Below are 18,143 nucleotides of genomic sequence, written 5' to 3' on the forward strand. Positions count from 1 at the left end.
ACTGGAGACACTGGTCCAACTGGAGACACTGGTCCAACTGGAGACACTGGTCCAACTGGAGACACTGGTCCAACTGGAGACACTGGTCCAACTGGAGACACTGGTCCAACTGGTCCAACTGGAGATACTGGTCCAACTGGTCCAACTGGAGATACTGGTCCAACTGGTCCAACTGGAGATACTGGTCCAACTGGGGGCACAGGCGCTCTTCGGATTGGTAGTCTAACAGAAGCTGATTGGAATGCTTTATGTACTACAGGAAACATCAAAGATAATTCTGGGTGTTTGACCACTCCTTCTGGTACAGCATGGAATAATATAAATGAAGTTTTAAATTTTTCTACAAATGCAGGACTTGATTTTATTTCCAATACTCCAGACTCTCTGTGGCTCAAGGAAATATTAGTTTCAGGAATGACAAATCAAGTAATTATAAGCATACCAGGTGCAATAAACGCAAAATGTACTTTTGTGTATATAAATGGAAGACCTATTGAACCGGATGTATCTGTAACTACCGGTCATAAAATGAGTTACGCAAATGGTATACCTAATTTCAGTGCGTTTAATATTTCAAGTGGTGATAGTGTAAATATTCAGGTAACGGAAGAAATGTCTAGTGAAATTAAGCCCTTGCCTTTGCCAGTTGTAGTGATGTGTGCTGGTCAAGCTAACGTGAACAACCAATGGAGTGCATTCACTTCTCCGGCTGATATAACTGTTTACTGGGATTAAAGACAAACATTTAGTATAAACCCTATAACAATAGGGTTTATACTTTAACCCTACTCAGTCATTTATAATGATGATATGTTTTAATGATTAAAATGAACTATTTTTTCCTATTATCCAAATTCAAGAACAAATACAAATTTCTAATTAAGTGCTTTATTTTAAATCAAGAGAATCCCGCAAATGAAGAACTCTAAAAACTTACCTGGCAAACCATTATTAGCTATTGCTTTAATGATTAAAAATGAATCTGTTTCGATTGAAGCTACTTTATTTTCTTTACTTCAAAATAATATTTCTCATATTTTCATTTTAGATACAGGTTCAACTGACGATACAGTAGAGCGCGTGCAAGCATTTTTCAAAAAGCATGACCTCCATGCTTATCTTGAGCAAGAACCCTTTATTGATTTTTCAACATCACGTAATCGTACTCTTGCACTGGCAAAACAAAAATTTCCCAATATTCCATTTTTTTTAATGCCCGATGCAGAATGGTATCTGTATAATGCAGTTGCACTATTAGATTTCTGTGCACAAGAAGTTCACACCACTACACCTCTTTATTTGATTGATATTAAAATGAATCATTCACATTTCTCCACAGCCCGATTATTTCGCGCTTCGAGTAATGTACAGTTTAAAGGAGTAGTTCATGAAGCTCCTGAAGCCCATACCTCAGCCAAAGTACCACACTTGACTTATTTTGAGGTTAAAGCTTCACCACAAGGTGTAGAAAAAAGTAATAAACGTTGGTTTAGAGACTTAGAGCTGTTGTCCGCAGAGCATAAAAAGAATCCTAATGATCCACGTACAGCATTTTATTTAGCGCAAACGTACGAGTGTTTAGGAGATTTTCAAAATGCTTATCGAATGTACCAACATAGAGAACAATTAAATGGTTGGGATGAAGAAAATTTTATGACTTTATATCGTCTAGGCTATTTAGCACAAAAAACTAATCACACTGACTCAATAATTAGTTGGGCTACCGCAATGAACTATTTTTTGAAAGCATTTGCACTAAGGCCTCATCGAATAGAACCTTTAGTTAAAATAGCTGAATATTACTGGCCGAGTAATATTCAAACATGTTATTTATTTATAAATTATGCATACAATATTCCTTACCCAAAAAATGATGTACTTTTTATAAATCGTGAAATGTATCAATACACACGCTATGAAATCATGAGCCGTTGTGCTTGGTATATGAAAGAATATAATTTAGGTGAACAGGCCACTCGACTAGCTCTTGATGTCCACCCCGATACAGCACACCTGCATAATAACTTAAAGCTGTACAAGCAAAAATTAGCTCTAAATCTAGAACCTATAAGCAATTCTACTCTCTTAGAACCAATAAACTGATTTTCTGTATCCGATGCTTATTTATTAATAAATAGCCCTTCGGGGCATCGAAGATGCAGAGTCACCACTTCAGGTAATTTATTGCAATTATGAATAAGCTGTAGTTGTAGCTGCTGATGGTTATGCAAGAGCGCTGAATTATAAAATACCTGGCCTTGCAATTGTAACATCTGGCCCTGGTGTGACTAATACCATAACCGCCACAGCATCGGCCTATTATGATTCAGTGCCACTGTATATTCTTGCCGGTCAAGTCAAAACCGCAGACATCAATAAATTTGGTATGCGCAGCTATGGGGCTCAAGAAGTTCCTCAGCTTAAGCTCATGGAAAACATCACTAAATGTGCATTTAGGTACAATGAAGATGAGATTAGTGACAGTAGTCTTGCCATAAATCTAGCCCAAGCGATAATAGATAGGAAAGGCCCAGTTTTTGTTGAGATACCATTAGATGTGCTACCAAGAAGCATTCTTAAATGAACGCACAGTAGGATGTATATCGTTAGATAATTAAACGTCCTCAAAAAGAACGCACTTAATCCAGATAAATATATAAAAAATTTCGACAAAACTGATAATTTACTGATAAAGTATGGGCTCTCATACTTGAAGGATCGTACGTAATGAACTCCTATTTAAAAGGCAATACTTATACAGTATATTGGCACTTCATACTATTTCTTTTTGCAATGGGTGTTGCTATTGCCTTCTTTTTCTATGGGAGTAGTATCCCTTATAATTTTAGGGTCAGGGGTGATGCAAATGAATATCTACGAATTGCCAGTAGATTTAGTTCATTAAAAGATGCGCTACATTATATAGCAGGATTTCCACTGGTTGATTTTTTATTTATCCATTATGGGCACACAAACTCTGCTATTACTTTAGTTAATCGCATCTGCTGGACATTATTCTTAGTTCACGAACTCACTATTGGATTATTGTGCTGGATTTTCTCGAAATTAAAACTTTTTCCCAAACACTCTCTGTATTATATGGTACTTTTTTTTCTTCTTGCTGCCTACCCTGCTTTGGTGATGCATACCACAACCCCACTGACTGATACATTTGGAATGGATCTACTATTACTTGTATTTATCGCGTTTGCTTTGATTGAATGTGGAACGATAAATCGATTTTTTATGATTGTTCTTTCGGGACTGATCGGTGGTTTATTACTAGGCTATGCAGTCTTAGTACGTCCAGTTTATTTGGTTGCGGCTATCAGCTTCCTTATAGCTTACTTTCTTATAATGTTAATGAATCGACATACATCAAGCGAATGTACTTTTTCCAATCGATTCCTCTTTGTTACAGTAGTTACCATAGCATTTAGTACCTTGCTTCTAACGATTCAATTCAATTGCCAGTCACAAAATAGCTCCTTATGTCAGGAGCATACTAAGGTGTTCCATTTGATAAACGATATTCAAGATGGCTTAGTAGGCTCACGTGTTTTATGGAATCTACAGGTACCCTCTCCTTCAACTGGGGTCCCAGTTCTTCCTGATCCATTTATGATTAAATATTTTTATTCCCGTTGTTCAATAGTTTCCGTGGTTGGGATAAGTGAACAAAGCTTAGTGGGCTGTTTGTTACATAATCCGTTTGCAAGCGTCGTATACCTGCTTAAAAAAAGCATTGGATTGTTTGATGCCTTTCGTTTGACACCTTATACTGAGTCAATGACCCCTAGTTCATATGTGGTAATTAGTCGTATATTTTCAAGTCTTACATTTGTTGGATTTCTACTTGCTCTCTTTAAAGGGCTGTACTCAGGTTGGCGATTGATTTTTTATCGTCAAACTGTATCCACTTTATTTGCCTCCGCCTGGATTTTTTGTCTGACTTTTTTCTCAATACATGTATTATTGCATATTGAAGAACGTTATATATTTCCCTGTATACCACTTTGTTTAACTGTATTACTTCTTCAAATACACTATTTGACTAACGCATCAATTAGTACCCGCCAGCGTTGGGGGCATTGCATTCTAGCCGCCTTACTTAGTTCGTTATTCTTTATGCAAATATTAAATTGGGACTCATTGTCTCGTTTTTATTAGGCCTTGCAGTATAGACAGCAATTGAAGAGAGTCTGCCCTAAATAAAAAAGCAGTTAATAAAGATTGTACCCAGTATCATGTGGTTGCTCGCCTGCGAATGTGATACTGATGTACAATCAATTTTTATAAAAATTTACCTCTGGTTACAGTGAATCTATTCCTCTTCAGAATCAGTAGTACCTAGCTCAACTGTTTTAGAGTGCTCTTCAGAAGTATCAACCGTGGCTGCAGTTTGTGGCTTATCTTTCCACTCTAACTTCACTCGACCTTGCTTATCAATACCAGCAACAAATACCTCAATTTCTTGACCTTCTTTTAAAACATCTTCTACTTTTTGTGCTCTATCATTACAAATTTGCGAGATATGCAGTAAGCCATCTTTTCCAGGTAACAAATTAATAAAAGCTCCAAAATCAACAATCTTACTAATTTTTCCTTGATAAGTTTGTCCCACTTCTAGCTCAGCAATTAATGCTTTAATTTGTTTTTGTGCCTCCTCCAAAGCTTCTATGTCAGGAGAGAATAATTGAACCACACCCGTATCATCGATATCTATAGAAACACCAGTACTTTCAATGAGTCCCTTAATAGTAGCACCACCTTTGCCAATGATTGTACGGATTTTATCTTCTGCAACCTTCATTTTAGTAATTCTTGGCGCATGTTTCGATAGCTCCTCTCGATGTTCAGCTAAAGCATTATTCATCACATCGAGAATATGAACACGTCCTGCTAAAGCTTGCTCCAAAGCTTGTTCCATAATTTCATTGGTGATGCCTGTGATCTTAATATCCATCTGTAATGCAGTAATACCCTGTTCCGTACCAGCAACTTTGAAATCCATATCACCTAAATGATCTTCATCACCTAAGATATCAGTCAATACTGAAAAACGATCACCTTCCTTAATCAAACCCATGGCAACACCGGCAACAGGTGCTTTTAAAGGAACGCCAGCATCCATCAGTGCTAAGCTGGTGCCGCAAACCGTTGCCATAGAACTGGAACCATTAGATTCAGTAATTTCAGACACTATACGCAATACATAAGGAAATTCTGTTACTTCAGGCAATACAGCAACTAAAGCTCGCTTCGCTAAACGACCATGACCTATTTCACGACGCTTTGGACTACCAACCATACCTGTTTCCCCAACAGAGTAAGGAGGAAAGTTATAATGCAACATAAAACGATCTTTGCTCTCACCATTAATACCATCCAGTATTTGTGCATCTCGTTCATTACCTAAGGTAGCAACCACAATAGCTTGGGTTTCGCCACGAGTAAACAAGCATGAGCCGTGAGTTCTTTCCAAAAATTTAGTCCGAATAGCAATAGGACGAACCGTTTTATGATCACGACCATCAATACGTGGTTCTCCATCAAGAATACGATTTCTAACTGTAGCGCGTTCTAAATCAACAAACATAGTATCAATAACTTCAGCTTTTAACTCATCATTTTCGACCAATAATGCAGCAATTGTTTGTTCTTTTAATTCACCCAGGCGTTGGTAACGCTTTTGTTTGTCTTTAATAAGATAAGCCGCTTCAATATCTTGTTTTGCACTATCAGCAACTCGCGCCTGTAATTGTGTATCCACCTCAGGTGCAGTCCACTCCCAACGAGTTTTACCTGCTGTCTCAGCTAATTCTTCAATGGCTTTAATTACGCTTTTCATCATTTCATGACCATACATAATGGCACCACGCATAATGTCCTCACTTAATTCCTTAGCTTCAGACTCAACCATTAAAATTGCATCTTTAGTCCCAGCAACAACTAAATCAAGCTTAGACTCTTCTAATGTCTTACGACTTGGATTTAATAAATAGACCCCTTCTTTATAACCAACACGGGCAGCACCAATTGGACCATTAAAAGGGACGCCCGAAATAGCCAAAGCAGCAGAAGCCCCGATCATTGCAATAATGTCTGGAGAAACCTCTGGGTTTAAAGAAAGAACAGTGGCAATAATTTGTACTTCATTTTTAAAATTGTCTGGAAATAAAGGGCGAATAGGACGGTCAATTAAACGAGAAATTAATGTTTCATTATCACTTGGTCTGCCTTCACGCTTGTTAAATCCACCTGGGATTTTACCTACGGCGTAAAACTTTTCCTGATAGTTTACAGTAAGCGGAAAAAATCCATTCTCTTCACCGCCATCTTTTTTACCAACTACAGTGACTAATACTTGGGTGCCATTCATACTTGCAAGTACTGCACCATCAGCTTGACGTGCAACTTCACCGGTTTCTAGGATTAGGGGATGGTCACCAAATGCTATTTCTTTTGTAATTTTAGCCACGAAATATTCCTCTTTATAATAATTATAACGAAAAAAAGGCGCAGAAAAGTGCGCCTTTTTTAAATATGGTCTGTATTAACACACCTTCAATAAGGTGCTTTAGCTCAACAATCAATAAGAATCTCTCAATTCTAACTTTTGAATTAAGGTTTGGTAGCGAGCATGATCTTTACTTTTTAAATATTTTAAAAGCTTACGACGCTTATTTACTAATTTTTGCAAACCAAGACGAGAGTGAAAATCTTTCTTGTGCTCTTTAAAGTGCTCAGTCAAATATTTGATACGACCAGTAATTAAAGAAACTTGAACTTCAGCTGACCCAGTATCTTTATCGGCACATTTGAATTCATTAACGATTGCTGCTTTATCTGCGCTATTTAGCGACATTGTACACTCCTGGAACTACTAAGTATTCATTTAAAGGCGGATATTCTACCAAGCCATAGTAAACGAAACAAGTGTTGTAAATTAAATTTGTGCAAAATAGTTGATATTTAAGCCGAACAATTACTCATTCTATCTAGAAGGCTCTGAATTAAAAGCTAATAATCTTTTTGCTTTTAAATCACCATTAGCATTAAGCACACCTAATCCAATAAATTGTGACCTCTCATCATAAAGACGTACGCAATCTAGCTTCTCTCCATTTACTTTATTACTAATTATTCTCCCTTGCCGAATAGTTAAAATTTCATCCTCTGTAAGAATTACTTGTTTTAAATAATTAACCACTCCATCCATAGGAATAAGACAGGCAATACGCTCCTCTAACGACATATTTTCTAACTCATTTAAAGTATACATCGGCATTTCATCTAATCCTGCAGTATAAAGTCGATGCAGACGAGAAACATGAGCACCTACTCCCAACGCTTTGCCAATATCTTCAACTAAATTGCGAATGTATGTTCCTTTACTGCAAGTCACTGTTAATGAAACCTGTATCCCGTCAAATGAATTTAATTGCAAATCTTTGATAACTATTTCACGCGCTGTGCGCTCAATTTCAATGCCTTCTCTTGCTAATCGATACAAAGGTATACCTTTGTATTTTAAGGCAGAAAACATCGATGGAATTTGTTTTATGTGACCTTTATAATTAACTAATACATCAGCTAATTGTAATGCAGAAATATTAAAGGTATCTGCATAAGCAATGACCTTTCCTGTTGAGTCTGAAGTATTTGTTTTAATACCTAATCTTCCTATGGTTTCATAACATTTATCCGCATCAAGCAAAAATTGACAAATCTTAGTTGCTTCACCAAAGCAAAGAGGTAACATTCCCGTAGCTAATGGGTCCAAACTACCTGTATGACCTGCTTTTTTGGCACCTAGCAAATTTTTTGCTTTTTGAAGTGCTTTATTGGAAGTCATCCCTTCAGATTTATTCAGTAATAAAACCCCATTGATTATTAGAGGTAACTGAGTTTTTTTCATTATCAAAAGAAGTTATTTAGAGGTTGGAGGATTAACCTCATTGATTAAACGACTTAAACGCTGACCGTATTCAATTGATTCATCATAAACAAAATGAAGTTGGGGTACAGTACGTAACGTAATACTGCGTGCCAAAACACTGCGTAAATAACTGGCTGCTGCATTTAAAATAGATGCAGCTTCTCTTTTATCGTCATTCAGTACTGTAAAATATATTTTTGCATGACCTAAGTCTGCAGCAACCTTCACTGCAGATAGAGTAACCAATCCATTTAAGCGCGGATCTTTAACTTCCTGAGGAATGATCTGAGCTAACTTTCGCTGAATCATTTCAGCAATTCTATCGGTACGTTTAAAATTTTGGCTCATATTATAAATCACGCTTTATTTCAACAATTTCATAGACTTCAATCAGATCACCAGGTTTCACATCATTGTAATTTTTTACTCCAATACCGCACTCAAAACCCTGACGTACCTCAACCACATCATCTTTGAATCGCCTTAATGACTCTAAAGTTCCTTCGTAGATAACAACATGCGCACGAAGTACACGAATTGGATTATTACGTTTAATTACGCCTTCAATTACCATGCACCCTGCAATAGCACCAATCTTAGGTGATTTGAATACGTCACGAACTTCAGCAATACCCACAATGTCTTCTTTAAATTGGGGGGTAAGCATGCCTGTTAATGCGCCTTTAATTTGATCCACAATATCATAAATAACACTGAAATAATGAAGCGCTACAGATTCTTGTTCGGCCAATCTCTTCGCACTTGCATCGGCTCTGACGTTAAAACCAATTAAAATCGCATTAGAAGCAATTGCTAAGTGAACATCTGATTCAGTGATACCACCAACGCCGTTGGAAATAACAACTACTTTAACTTCTTCATTAGAAAGTTTCACCAAGGCATCAGAAATTGCTTCAACAGAACCTTGTACATCTGCTTTAAGAACAATATTCAATACTTTAGATTCAGCAGCAGTCATATTTTCCATAATACCTTCCAATGAAGATTTTTGGCGTCTGGCCAGCTTCACATCACGGAATTTACCTTGGCGAAACAAAGCTACTTCACGTGCTTTTTTCTCATCTGGCACCACAACGGCATCGTCTCCTGCATGAGGGATTGCCGATAAACCAAGTACTTCTACAGGGATGGAAGGACCTGCACTGTCAACTAAATTGCCATTATCACCAACTAAGGCACGCACACGACCATACTGGAAACCAACCAGAATAATATCACCCTTATGTAAGGTTCCACTTTGAACTAATACAGTTGCAACTGGGCCCCGACCTTTATCTAGCCGCGACTCAATAACTACACCTTTAGCAGCACCATCAGTTAAAGCAGTTAATTCTAAAACTTCAGATTGTAATAATATGGCATCAAGGAGATCATCAACACCCAATCCTGATTTAGCAGAGATATTGATAAACATGGTGTCGCCACCCCATGCTTCAGGAATTACTTCGTGAACTGATAATTCGTTCATAACACGTTCTGGATCGGCATCAGGTTTATCTATTTTGTTAATTGCAACAATAATAGGCACACTTGCTGCTTTAGCATGTTGTATTGCTTCTATAGTTTGTGGTTTAACGCCATCATCTGCTGCGACAATCAAAATAACCAAATCGGTTACCTGAGCACCACGTGCTCGCATTGCTGTAAATGCTGCGTGGCCTGGAGTATCCAGGAATGTAATATCGCCTTTAGGTGTACTTACATGATAGGCACCAATATGCTGTGTAATACCGCCCGCTTCACTAGAAGCAACTTTAGTGCGGCGAATATAATCAAGCAAAGAAGTTTTACCATGATCTACATGGCCCATAATTGTTACTACAGGCGCACGTGATTCTGTATGAGTCCCTTTAGAAATTGCCTCACCCAATCCAACTTCAATGGCATCCTCTTTGATTATACGAGCTTTATGACCCATCTCTTCAACAACAATTACAGCTGTTTCCTGATCAATTACCTGATTAATAGTTGCCATAGCACCTAGGGTCATCATCATTTTAATGACTTCAGCAACCTTAACAGACATTCGTTTTGCCAATTCAGCAACGGTAATTGTTTCAGGAATTAATACTTCTCGAACGACCGGAGTTGTAGGTAATGCAAAACCATGTGTTAATGTTTCTTCTGCTTCTTTATACTTTTCTGATTTTTCTGAACCACGTCGTTTTTTAAATTTATTACGAGTGCCACGCCTATGCCCGTCTTGATCATCCTCTTCGCGATCATAATTAGATTGATATTTGGGTTTTTTCTTACCTTTTTTAAATTCTGATGATTCAGATTCTTTATTTACTTGTTCTACATTTTTCTTTTTACTTGGTTTTTCAGTTTTAGCTTCTTCTTTAACTGGGGGCACTGGAATTTCTTCAGAAGATGCAACATCATTTTTTTCAGTGTCTGTATCCTTAGTTTCTGCTGCTTCGCTTTCAATTTGAGAAGTTGCCTCCACATCAGCCAATTGCTGGGTTTCTGCACCTTCAGCAACAACCTCATTAGACTCAGGCATTGAGGGTTCTACTACGGGAATAACTGGCTCTTCAACCTCTGATTTTTCTGTAATGCTACTGCGTTTTACAAAAACTTTCTTTTTACGTACTTCAATATTAACTGTCTTGCCGCTGTAAACATCATTACCAACAGTCACCCGAGACAAACTTTTACGTCTTAAAGTTATTCTTTCAGGTGTAGCATGCACATCGCGCAAGGAGCTACCCTTTAAATGATTAAGTAAGATACGCTTTTGCTCTTCATTCACAGTCTGTTGATCATCAGTAAAAGATAATCCTGCTTCCTGTAACTGGTTCAATAAGCGTTCAACCGGAATACCAACGACCTGTGCTAATTGTTTAACCGTCACATCCGCCATATTTTAATCCCCTTTCAGCAGCCAATGATCTATTCATTACGAATGAACATAACTGCGTTTTGCAACATGTTATAATTTTATGTATCCATGGTTTTATAAAAACCATGGCTCTCTGGCTTTCATAATTAAAATGCCAGCTTTTTCTTTGGACATACCCTCAATTTCCAATAATTCATCCACAGATTGCTCAGCTAAATCTTCCATAGATGTAATCCCTTTTTCAGCTAATTTATTAGCCAATTCATTGGTCATGCCCTCCATACCTAATAAAGACTCATCCGGTGTACCGGACAATTCTTTTCCAGAAGATAAAGCCATAGTAAGTAAATTATCATTTACCCTATTTCTTAATTCTTCAACGATTTCATCGTCGAATTCTTCAATAGCTAATAACTCTTCTTTAGGTACATAAGCTATTTCTTCAAGAGAAGAAAAACCATGTGCTACAAGTAATGTAGCAATTTCTTCGTCTATTTCCAGTGCTGAGGTAAATAACTTAATAATTTTGCTTGATTCTTCTAAGTTCTTATTTTCGAACTCATCTTTAGTCATAACATTTAAAGTCCAGCCAGTTAATTGACTGGCTAAACGAACATTTTGTCCATTTCGGCCAATAGCTTGTGATAATTGATCTTTTTCGACAGCCAAGTCCATAGTATGCGTATCTTCATCAACAACAATCGAAGAAATATCAGCAGGAGCCATAGCATTAATTACTAATTGCGCAGGATTATCATCCCATAGAATAATATCAACACGCTCACCACCAAGCTCGCTTGACACAGCCTGAACTCGAGCACCGCGCATCCCCACACAAGCTCCTACTGGATCAATTCGGCCATCATTAGTTTTAACTGCAATTTTCGCTCTGTTTCCAGGCTCTCTAGCTGCTGCTTTAACGTCAATCACATTTTCGCCAATCTCTGGCACTTCAATACGAAATAGCTCAATAAGCATTTCATTGCGAATACGGCTAACAAATAATTGCGGGCCCCGCGCTTGAGGTGTTAATTCATACAAATAAGCACGAACCCTATCATTAGGTCGAAACATTTCATGAGGCAACATTTCTGTTTTTGGTAAAAATGCTTCTGCTTTTCCACCTAAATCAATAATTATATTATCGCGAGTAACTTTCTTAACAGTTCCATAAATTAATTGACCCAACTTATTTCTAAATTGATCAATAACTAATTCACGCTCTGCTTCTCTAACCTTTTGCATAATTACTTGGCGTGCAGCTTGTGCTTCTATTCGACCAAATTCAATAGACGGAACAGATTCTTCAAAACGCTCTCCTACAGTAATTGATGGATTACGTTCTTGCGCTTGTGCCAAAGTTAATTGGCGATCGGGGAACTCTACTTCATCATCATTCACTACTTCCCAGTATCTAAAGGTTTCATATTCACCTGTACGGGGATCTAATTTAATTCTTACACCAGTATCTAATCCGAAAATCTTGCGAGTAGCAGACTCCAATGCGGCCTGAATGGCAAGTATGATAACCTCTTTACTTACACCCCTTTCGTTTGATAACGCCTCAGCAACTAATAACAATTCTTTGCTCATTGTTCGCCTCTCTATACTGTCAAATATGCTTTCACAATATTTGAAAAAAGTAGTTCATGATCTTCGCCATTTATATTTAGTACAATAGAATTCTCGGATACTGAGACCATGGTACCTAACAACTTGCGTTTATTACTAACCGGCTTAAACGTTTTTACCTGGATAGATTGTCCAATATAACGCTCATATTGCCATCTTTTAAACAATGGCCTGGGTATACCAGGTGATGATACCTCTAAACTATAATTGCCAGGAATTGGGTCATCCACATCCAGCAACGCGCTAACTTGGTGACTTACTGCCTGACAGTCCTCAATTCCAATTCCTTCTGTTTTATCTATGTATATACGTAATAAAGAATGCTTACCTTGAGCAAGGTATTCACACCCCCATAGTTCATATCCCATATCATTAACAGTGGGAGATAACAGTTGTTCCAGTTCATCTTGAATCATAGTATTAGTAAGTAGTAATAAACGAAAAAAGGGCGCATACGCCCAAGTCAGTTAACTACACTTTGCGCAAAGTACCCTAAGTTAAACATAACCTAAGTCAAAACTGTTCAATCTATGCGAATCTCTATGCACTAAACTTCAAAGCTTTTCCAAGGTAATAAAAAACCCCATAAATGGGGTTTAAAAAAGTGGTAGCGGGGGCAGGATTTGAACCTACGACCTTCGGGTTATGAGCCCGACGAGCTACCAGGCTGCTCCACCCCGCGTCAACTGAAAGGAAGTATACTGATAGCCATCCAATTTAGCAAGCCTTTTCCCCAAAGTTTATTAATTAATTAGCAAATGCATCGATACAGCTCACAATCAAGGCTGCGGGAAAAATACCCAAATAAAGTAACGACAGACAATTCAATGATAATACTAAGGTATTTCCTTTGCTGATAATAACTGGCTCTGTCTGTATTGGTTTATCAAAGTACATTATTTTAACAATACGTAAATAATAGTAGGCACCAATAACGGTAAAAATTAAACCAAGTATGGCAACCCAGGTCATATGTACATCGACTAAAGATTTTAATACCATTAATTTAGTAAAGAAACCTACAGTGGGTGGGACCCCTGCCATAGAAAACATAATAATCAACATCATAAAAGCCAACCAAGGATTTCTTTTATTTAATCCTTTTAAATCCTCAACATTGTCAATTTCCATGCCATGACTTGATATTAAAACAATTAAGCCAAATGCAGCCGCTGAAGTAATTGAATACACTAAAATATAATATAATGCTGCGGAATAGCCGGCAGCATTTGCTGCCAAAATACCAAACAATGCATAACCAATGTGCGAGATTGCAGAATAAGCCAGTAAACGTTTAATGCTGGTTTGTACTAGTGCAAACAGATTACCTAAACCAGTGGAAAGGAGCGTAACAACCAAGAGAATTTGTTGCCATTGTGCACTGAGATCGACAAAACTAATGGTAAGAAATCTAAATGCCATCGCCAATGCAGCAATTTTTGGGGCAGCACTAATAAATAAAGTTACTGAAGTTGGAGCACCCTGATACACATCTGGGGCCCACATATGGAATGGCACAGCAGCTATTTTGAAGCAAACGCCCGCTAAAATAAAGACTAAAGCAAAAGCCAATAATGTACTTTCCTGTTGCCAGCTTGCAGCAATAGTGTTGCCCACTTCCAATAAGTCTAATTTTCCGGTAGCCCCATAAATCAGAGAAATACCATATAACAACATCGCTGTGGCAATTGAACCCATTACAAAATACTTCATTGCTGCTTCAGAGGCATCACTATCGGTGCGACGAATTGCAGTCATTGCATATACAGGTAATGACATTAACTCCACCCCCAGAAAAATCGTCAATAAAGAATGCGCTGAAACAAGGATCATCATACCTAAGGTAGAAAATAAGCCTAAGACATAATAATCACCTGAAGACATTTGACGCTCCTCAATGTAATTACGTGAATAAATAAAACTAAGTAACACGGTCAAATAAATAAAAAATTTCATTAAATGTGCCATATCATCGCTAATAAACAGTCCATTCAGCGTAATTACTTTATACATACCAATGTATAAGAAACTAGCGCAAGCAGCTAAAATCAAACCGACACAAGAGATGATAAAAACAATCAATTTATAGCGATGGGCCAAAAATAAATCAGCAAGCAATGCAAGGCTCACTGTGGCCAATATAACCATCTCTGGTAGCGCTACATGGATATTTTCAAATAATGCGATCATATTGATAAACCTTGCTCTATTACAATTTTGTTTGGCTGGCTAATGCCAGAGTATGACTTACTGTTTGATGAATATACTCTAGCAATGGATCCGGATAAACACCCATAGCAATCACCATCAACGCAAGTAAAACGTAGGCGCTCAATTCAAAAGCAGATAAATCCTTTAGTGCCGCAATTTTATCATTAGCTATTTTGCCGAAAATTACACGTTTGTACATCCAAAGGTTATAAACAGCTGCCGTAATTAAAGTACTTGCAGCCCAGAAGGTTACCCAGAAACCCGCCTTTATAGATCCCACAATTACCATGAACTCCCCGACAAAACCTGAGGTACCGGGGAGACCTGCGTTGGCCATACAAAACAGCATAAAAAACGAAGCAAATACAGGCATTGTATTTACTATACCGCCTAAATCTACCAAACGACGTGTGTGCATTCGATCATAAATGTAACCTACACCAGCAAACATCGCACTGGAAATAAACGCATGCGAAATCATCACCACAATCGCACCTTCCAAAATCAAACCGGCATTACTTAAACCCGTTTGCTGGGCTATAGCGAATAAGGCAAAACAACCTAGGGTAACAAACCCCATATGAGAAATTGATGAATAAGCAATTAAACGCTTCATATCCTTTTGAATAATCGCGACTAAAGCAATATAAACAACAGCGATCAAAGATAAGGCAATCATCACTCCTGCATATTGATTGCACGCATCAGGAACAATGGGTAAAGAAAAACGAATAAATCCATACGCACCAAGCTTTAATAAGATCGCTGCCAGAATAATTGAGCCTCCCGCTGGGGCTTCTGTATGAGCATCTGGTAACCATGTATGCACTGGAAACATGGGAATTTTAATTGCAAAACCAAGAAAAAAAGCAATAAAAATTAAGGTTTGTGCCGTCATGTTTAATTTAATCGCGTAAAAGGCTTCGATAGTAAATGTACCTGCGATATATCCCATGTACAAAAAGCTTGCCAGCATGAGTACTGAGCCTAAAAATGTGTACAAGAAAAATTTAATCGCAGCATAAACACGATTATCAGATCCCCAAATCCCAATAATCAGATACATTGGAATTAATGTTGCTTCCCAGAAAATGTAGAATAGAATTGCATCAAGAGCGGCAAACACACCAACTAATAATCCCTGCATAATCAGAAATGCAGCCAGGTATTGGGAAACTCTTTTTGTAATGCTGTTCCAGGTAGCCAATATCACTATTAAATTAGTGAAAATACTTAAAACAATTAATAGTAAAGACAATCCATCGATACCCAGACTGTAGCTGATACCTAGAGCCGGCATCCAAGAAAATTCCTCAAGGTACTGCATTCCTAATACCTTAGTATCAAAACCTGCAACCAATGGTACACAAAGTAGTAAACTAAGTATTACTGTAAATAAAGCCAAATAACGCGAAGTATTTGGGCTACGGTCATCTCCCGATAAAAGGACAAAAATACTACCTAATATCGGCAACCAAATTAGTAAATTGAGCAAATAATGCATACCCTCACCTTATATCAGCCTAGTACCAACCAGCATAAAAATCCTAGTAATCCAAACACCATTACTGCTGCATAATGATACAGATAACCACTTTGTAGGAGGCGACCTTTCATGGAAAACCATCGAATCAATCGACTACCACCATTAACTATCAACCCATCAATTAACATTTGATCGCCAACACCATAAAAAATCCTGCCAATACCTTTAGCACCCCTTGTAATGACAAAATTATTAAAGGCATCAAATCCATATTTATTAAGAAGTATCCTATAAATAATGGAACAATGATGTGCAAGGTACTGCGGAATTGATGGGATGGCAATATAGCAAATCCAGGCTATAAATACACCAACTAAGGTGAGCCAAAATGTCAACGAATAAAGCACATTAACCATACTTGCTAAAGGCGAAGTAATTTCATGCGCAAGCTCTGCTAGAACATTATGTTGCGGAAGAATAAATAGCGAAGAGCTTAATATCGTTGGCTTGGCAAACAACATGGGCATGTAGAGCACATAACCTAACATGAATGAAGGAATTGCTAGAAGTACCAATGGCAACCACACAACCCAAGGAGACTCATGAACGTGATCAAAGGTATGTTTATCCATACGTGGTGCGCCATGGAACGTCATAAAGAAGGATCGGAAGGTATACATTGCCGTAACCATTGCTCCAGTAACAACACAAAAATAGGCATAGCTGCTACCAGGAATTTCTGATAGATGCGCAGCTTCAATAATGGTGTCTTTTGAATAAAATCCAGCAAAGGGAGGAATAGCGCATAAGGCTAGACTTCCAATAATATAGGTGACATAAGTAATTGGCATTTTACTCCATAAACCACCCATTTTACGCATGTCTTGCTCATGATGCATCCCAATAATTACTGATCCTGCTCCAAGAAACAGTAATGCTTTAAAGCATGCGTGAGTCAAAAGGTGAAACATCCCTGCGCTGTAAGCGGACACACCCATTCCTACCATCATATACCCCAGTTGGGATAAGGTAGAATAGGCAATAACTCGTTTAATATCATTCATTACCAAAGCCAGAATGCCCGTAAAGAGTGCCCCAGTAGCGCCAATAACCAAAACCACGCTTAATGCAGGTGTAGATAATTCAATTAAAGGAGAAATCCTGGCAATCATAAACACCCCAGCAGTAACCATGGTTGCCGCATGGATTAATGCTGAAATTGGTGTAGGACCTTCCATTGATTCAGGTAACCATACATGCAAAGGAACCTGTGCTGATTTACCCATAGCACCCACATACAATGCCAAACAAATAACAGTCATCAGAGACCAGGGATGTCCATTGAATAATTCAATAGATTGACTACTTAAGTAGCTCGCGCTGTGAAATACCGAAGCGTAATCAAGACTTCCTGTATAGGAAAAAATTAAAGCTATACCAATAACAAAACCAAAATCTCCTACACGGTTAACAACAAAGGCTTTAAGGCTTCCTTCAATAGCAGATTCCTTTTGATACCAAAAACCAATTAATAAATATGAAACTAGACCCACTCCCTCCCAACCAAAAAACAATTGCAGGAAGTTGTTCGAACTAACCAGCATGAGCATCATGAAGGTAAATAAAGAAATATAACTAAAAAAACGTTGATAACCATCATCATCAGACATATAGCCAATACTGTAAATATGAACCAGTAACGACACGAAATTAACTACGAGCAGCATAACAACACTAAGCGGGTCAATTAAAAATCCCAGATTAAATTCATAAGGAATTAATGCACCACCAGTTGCCCAGTGATAAAGAACTGTACTTTCTGATGAGATTGAACCAGAAAAAAGCTGATAGGCAATATATATTGATGCAATAAAGGAGCTACTGACTCCCAAAATAGTAATGGTATGCGCGCCAACACGACCTATTTGATTGCGAAATAAGCCAGCAATTATAGAACCTGCAAGCGGAGCTAAAACTATTATAAGACAAAGTTGTTGTATACTCAC

13 protein-coding genes, 1 tRNA gene and 1 pseudogene are annotated in these 18,143 nt (G+C 37.8%); 4 read left to right on the forward strand and 11 right to left on the reverse strand.

Going from position 1 to position 18,143, the window contains the following annotated elements:
• The 4 genes and pseudogenes from WA877_RS08825 to WA877_RS08840 all read left to right on the forward strand — a co-directional run.
• On the forward strand, positions 1–735 hold a 735-nt coding region (locus WA877_RS08825; protein ID WP_425170550.1), incomplete at its 5' end, for a hypothetical protein.
• A 180-nt stretch (positions 736–915) separates the two neighbouring features.
• Positions 916–2,103 carry a tetratricopeptide repeat-containing glycosyltransferase gene (locus WA877_RS08830; RefSeq protein ID WP_425170551.1) on the forward strand — a complete coding sequence of 396 codons (1,188 nt, stop codon included), beginning with the start codon at positions 916–918 and terminating at the stop codon, positions 2,101–2,103.
• A gap of 112 nt (positions 2,104–2,215) precedes the next feature.
• Positions 2,216–2,584, forward strand: a pseudogene (locus WA877_RS08835) (thiamine pyrophosphate-binding protein); the annotation flags it as partial.
• A 143-nt stretch (positions 2,585–2,727) separates the two neighbouring features.
• A complete protein-coding gene (locus WA877_RS08840) occupies positions 2,728–4,170 on the forward strand; it encodes a hypothetical protein (RefSeq protein ID WP_425170552.1) in 1,443 nt (480 codons plus the stop codon).
• A 154-nt stretch (positions 4,171–4,324) separates the two neighbouring features.
• Here WA877_RS08840 and pnp read toward each other — a convergent pair whose 3' ends face one another.
• The 11 genes from pnp to nuoL all read right to left on the reverse strand — a co-directional run bounded on the left by pnp (position 4,325) and on the right by nuoL (position 18,143).
• Positions 4,325–6,481: a polyribonucleotide nucleotidyltransferase gene (gene pnp, locus WA877_RS08845; RefSeq protein WP_425170553.1), complete on the reverse strand. Its 2,157-nt coding sequence runs from the start codon at positions 6,479–6,481 to the stop codon at positions 4,325–4,327.
• A 111-nt stretch (positions 6,482–6,592) separates the two neighbouring features.
• Positions 6,593–6,868 carry a 30S ribosomal protein S15 gene (gene rpsO, locus WA877_RS08850; protein WP_425170554.1) on the reverse strand — a complete coding sequence of 92 codons (276 nt, stop codon included), beginning with the start codon at positions 6,866–6,868 and terminating at the stop codon, positions 6,593–6,595.
• 129 nt (positions 6,869–6,997) lie between these two features.
• Positions 6,998–7,921, reverse strand: a complete 924-nt coding sequence (gene truB, locus WA877_RS08855; protein ID WP_425170555.1) for a tRNA pseudouridine(55) synthase TruB — start codon at positions 7,919–7,921, stop codon at positions 6,998–7,000.
• A gap of 12 nt (positions 7,922–7,933) precedes the next feature.
• Entirely contained in the window at positions 7,934–8,290 is a 357-nt protein-coding gene (gene rbfA / locus WA877_RS08860) for a 30S ribosome-binding factor RbfA (protein ID WP_425170556.1), read from the reverse strand.
• Between the two features lies 1 nt (position 8,291).
• The gene (gene infB, locus WA877_RS08865) at positions 8,292–10,829 is read right to left on the reverse strand and encodes a translation initiation factor IF-2 (RefSeq protein WP_425170557.1); all 2,538 of its coding nucleotides are present in this window, start codon (positions 10,827–10,829) and stop codon (positions 8,292–8,294) included.
• A gap of 93 nt (positions 10,830–10,922) precedes the next feature.
• The gene (nusA, locus tag WA877_RS08870) at positions 10,923–12,401 is read right to left on the reverse strand and encodes a transcription termination factor NusA (RefSeq protein ID WP_425170558.1); all 1,479 of its coding nucleotides are present in this window, start codon (positions 12,399–12,401) and stop codon (positions 10,923–10,925) included.
• A gap of 11 nt (positions 12,402–12,412) precedes the next feature.
• Positions 12,413–12,856 carry a ribosome maturation factor RimP gene (rimP, locus tag WA877_RS08875; protein ID WP_425170559.1) on the reverse strand — a complete coding sequence of 148 codons (444 nt, stop codon included), beginning with the start codon at positions 12,854–12,856 and terminating at the stop codon, positions 12,413–12,415.
• A gap of 189 nt (positions 12,857–13,045) precedes the next feature.
• Positions 13,046–13,122: transfer RNA gene (locus WA877_RS08880), tRNA-Met, on the reverse strand.
• A 65-nt stretch (positions 13,123–13,187) separates the two neighbouring features.
• Positions 13,188–14,630 (reverse strand): NADH-quinone oxidoreductase subunit NuoN, encoded by a 1,443-nt coding sequence (gene nuoN / locus WA877_RS08885; protein WP_425170560.1) that lies wholly within the window; start codon positions 14,628–14,630, stop codon positions 13,188–13,190.
• Between the two features lie 19 nt (positions 14,631–14,649).
• Positions 14,650–16,155, reverse strand: a complete 1,506-nt coding sequence (locus WA877_RS08890; protein WP_425170561.1) for a complex I subunit 4 family protein — start codon at positions 16,153–16,155, stop codon at positions 14,650–14,652.
• Between the two features lie 14 nt (positions 16,156–16,169).
• The gene (gene nuoL, locus WA877_RS08895) at positions 16,170–18,143 is read right to left on the reverse strand and encodes an NADH-quinone oxidoreductase subunit L (RefSeq protein ID WP_425170562.1); all 1,974 of its coding nucleotides are present in this window, start codon (positions 18,141–18,143) and stop codon (positions 16,170–16,172) included.

Source organism: Legionella sp., assembly GCF_049790535.1.
In the GTDB taxonomy this organism is placed as follows: domain Bacteria; phylum Pseudomonadota; class Gammaproteobacteria; order Legionellales; family Legionellaceae; genus Legionella.

Bases quoted from the DNA above. Each gene is read 5' to 3' on its own strand.
- WA877_RS08830 (WP_425170551.1), top strand. From the start codon at position 916: ATGAAGAACTCTAAAAACTTACCTGGCAAACCATTATTAGCTATTGCT.
- WA877_RS08840 (WP_425170552.1), top strand. From the start codon at position 2,728: ATGAACTCCTATTTAAAAGGCAATACTTATACAGTATATTGGCACTTC.
- rpsO (WP_425170554.1), bottom strand. From the start codon at position 6,868: ATGTCGCTAAATAGCGCAGATAAAGCAGCAATCGTTAATGAATTCAAA.
- truB (WP_425170555.1), bottom strand. From the start codon at position 7,921: ATGAAAAAAACTCAGTTACCTCTAATAATCAATGGGGTTTTATTACTG.
- rbfA (WP_425170556.1), bottom strand. From the start codon at position 8,290: ATGAGCCAAAATTTTAAACGTACCGATAGAATTGCTGAAATGATTCAG.
- infB (WP_425170557.1), bottom strand. From the start codon at position 10,829: ATGGCGGATGTGACGGTTAAACAATTAGCACAGGTCGTTGGTATTCCG.
- nusA (WP_425170558.1), bottom strand. From the start codon at position 12,401: ATGAGCAAAGAATTGTTATTAGTTGCTGAGGCGTTATCAAACGAAAGG.
- rimP (WP_425170559.1), bottom strand. From the start codon at position 12,856: ATGATTCAAGATGAACTGGAACAACTGTTATCTCCCACTGTTAATGAT.
- nuoN (WP_425170560.1), bottom strand. From the start codon at position 14,630: ATGATCGCATTATTTGAAAATATCCATGTAGCGCTACCAGAGATGGTT.
- WA877_RS08890 (WP_425170561.1), bottom strand. From the start codon at position 16,155: ATGCATTATTTGCTCAATTTACTAATTTGGTTGCCGATATTAGGTAGT.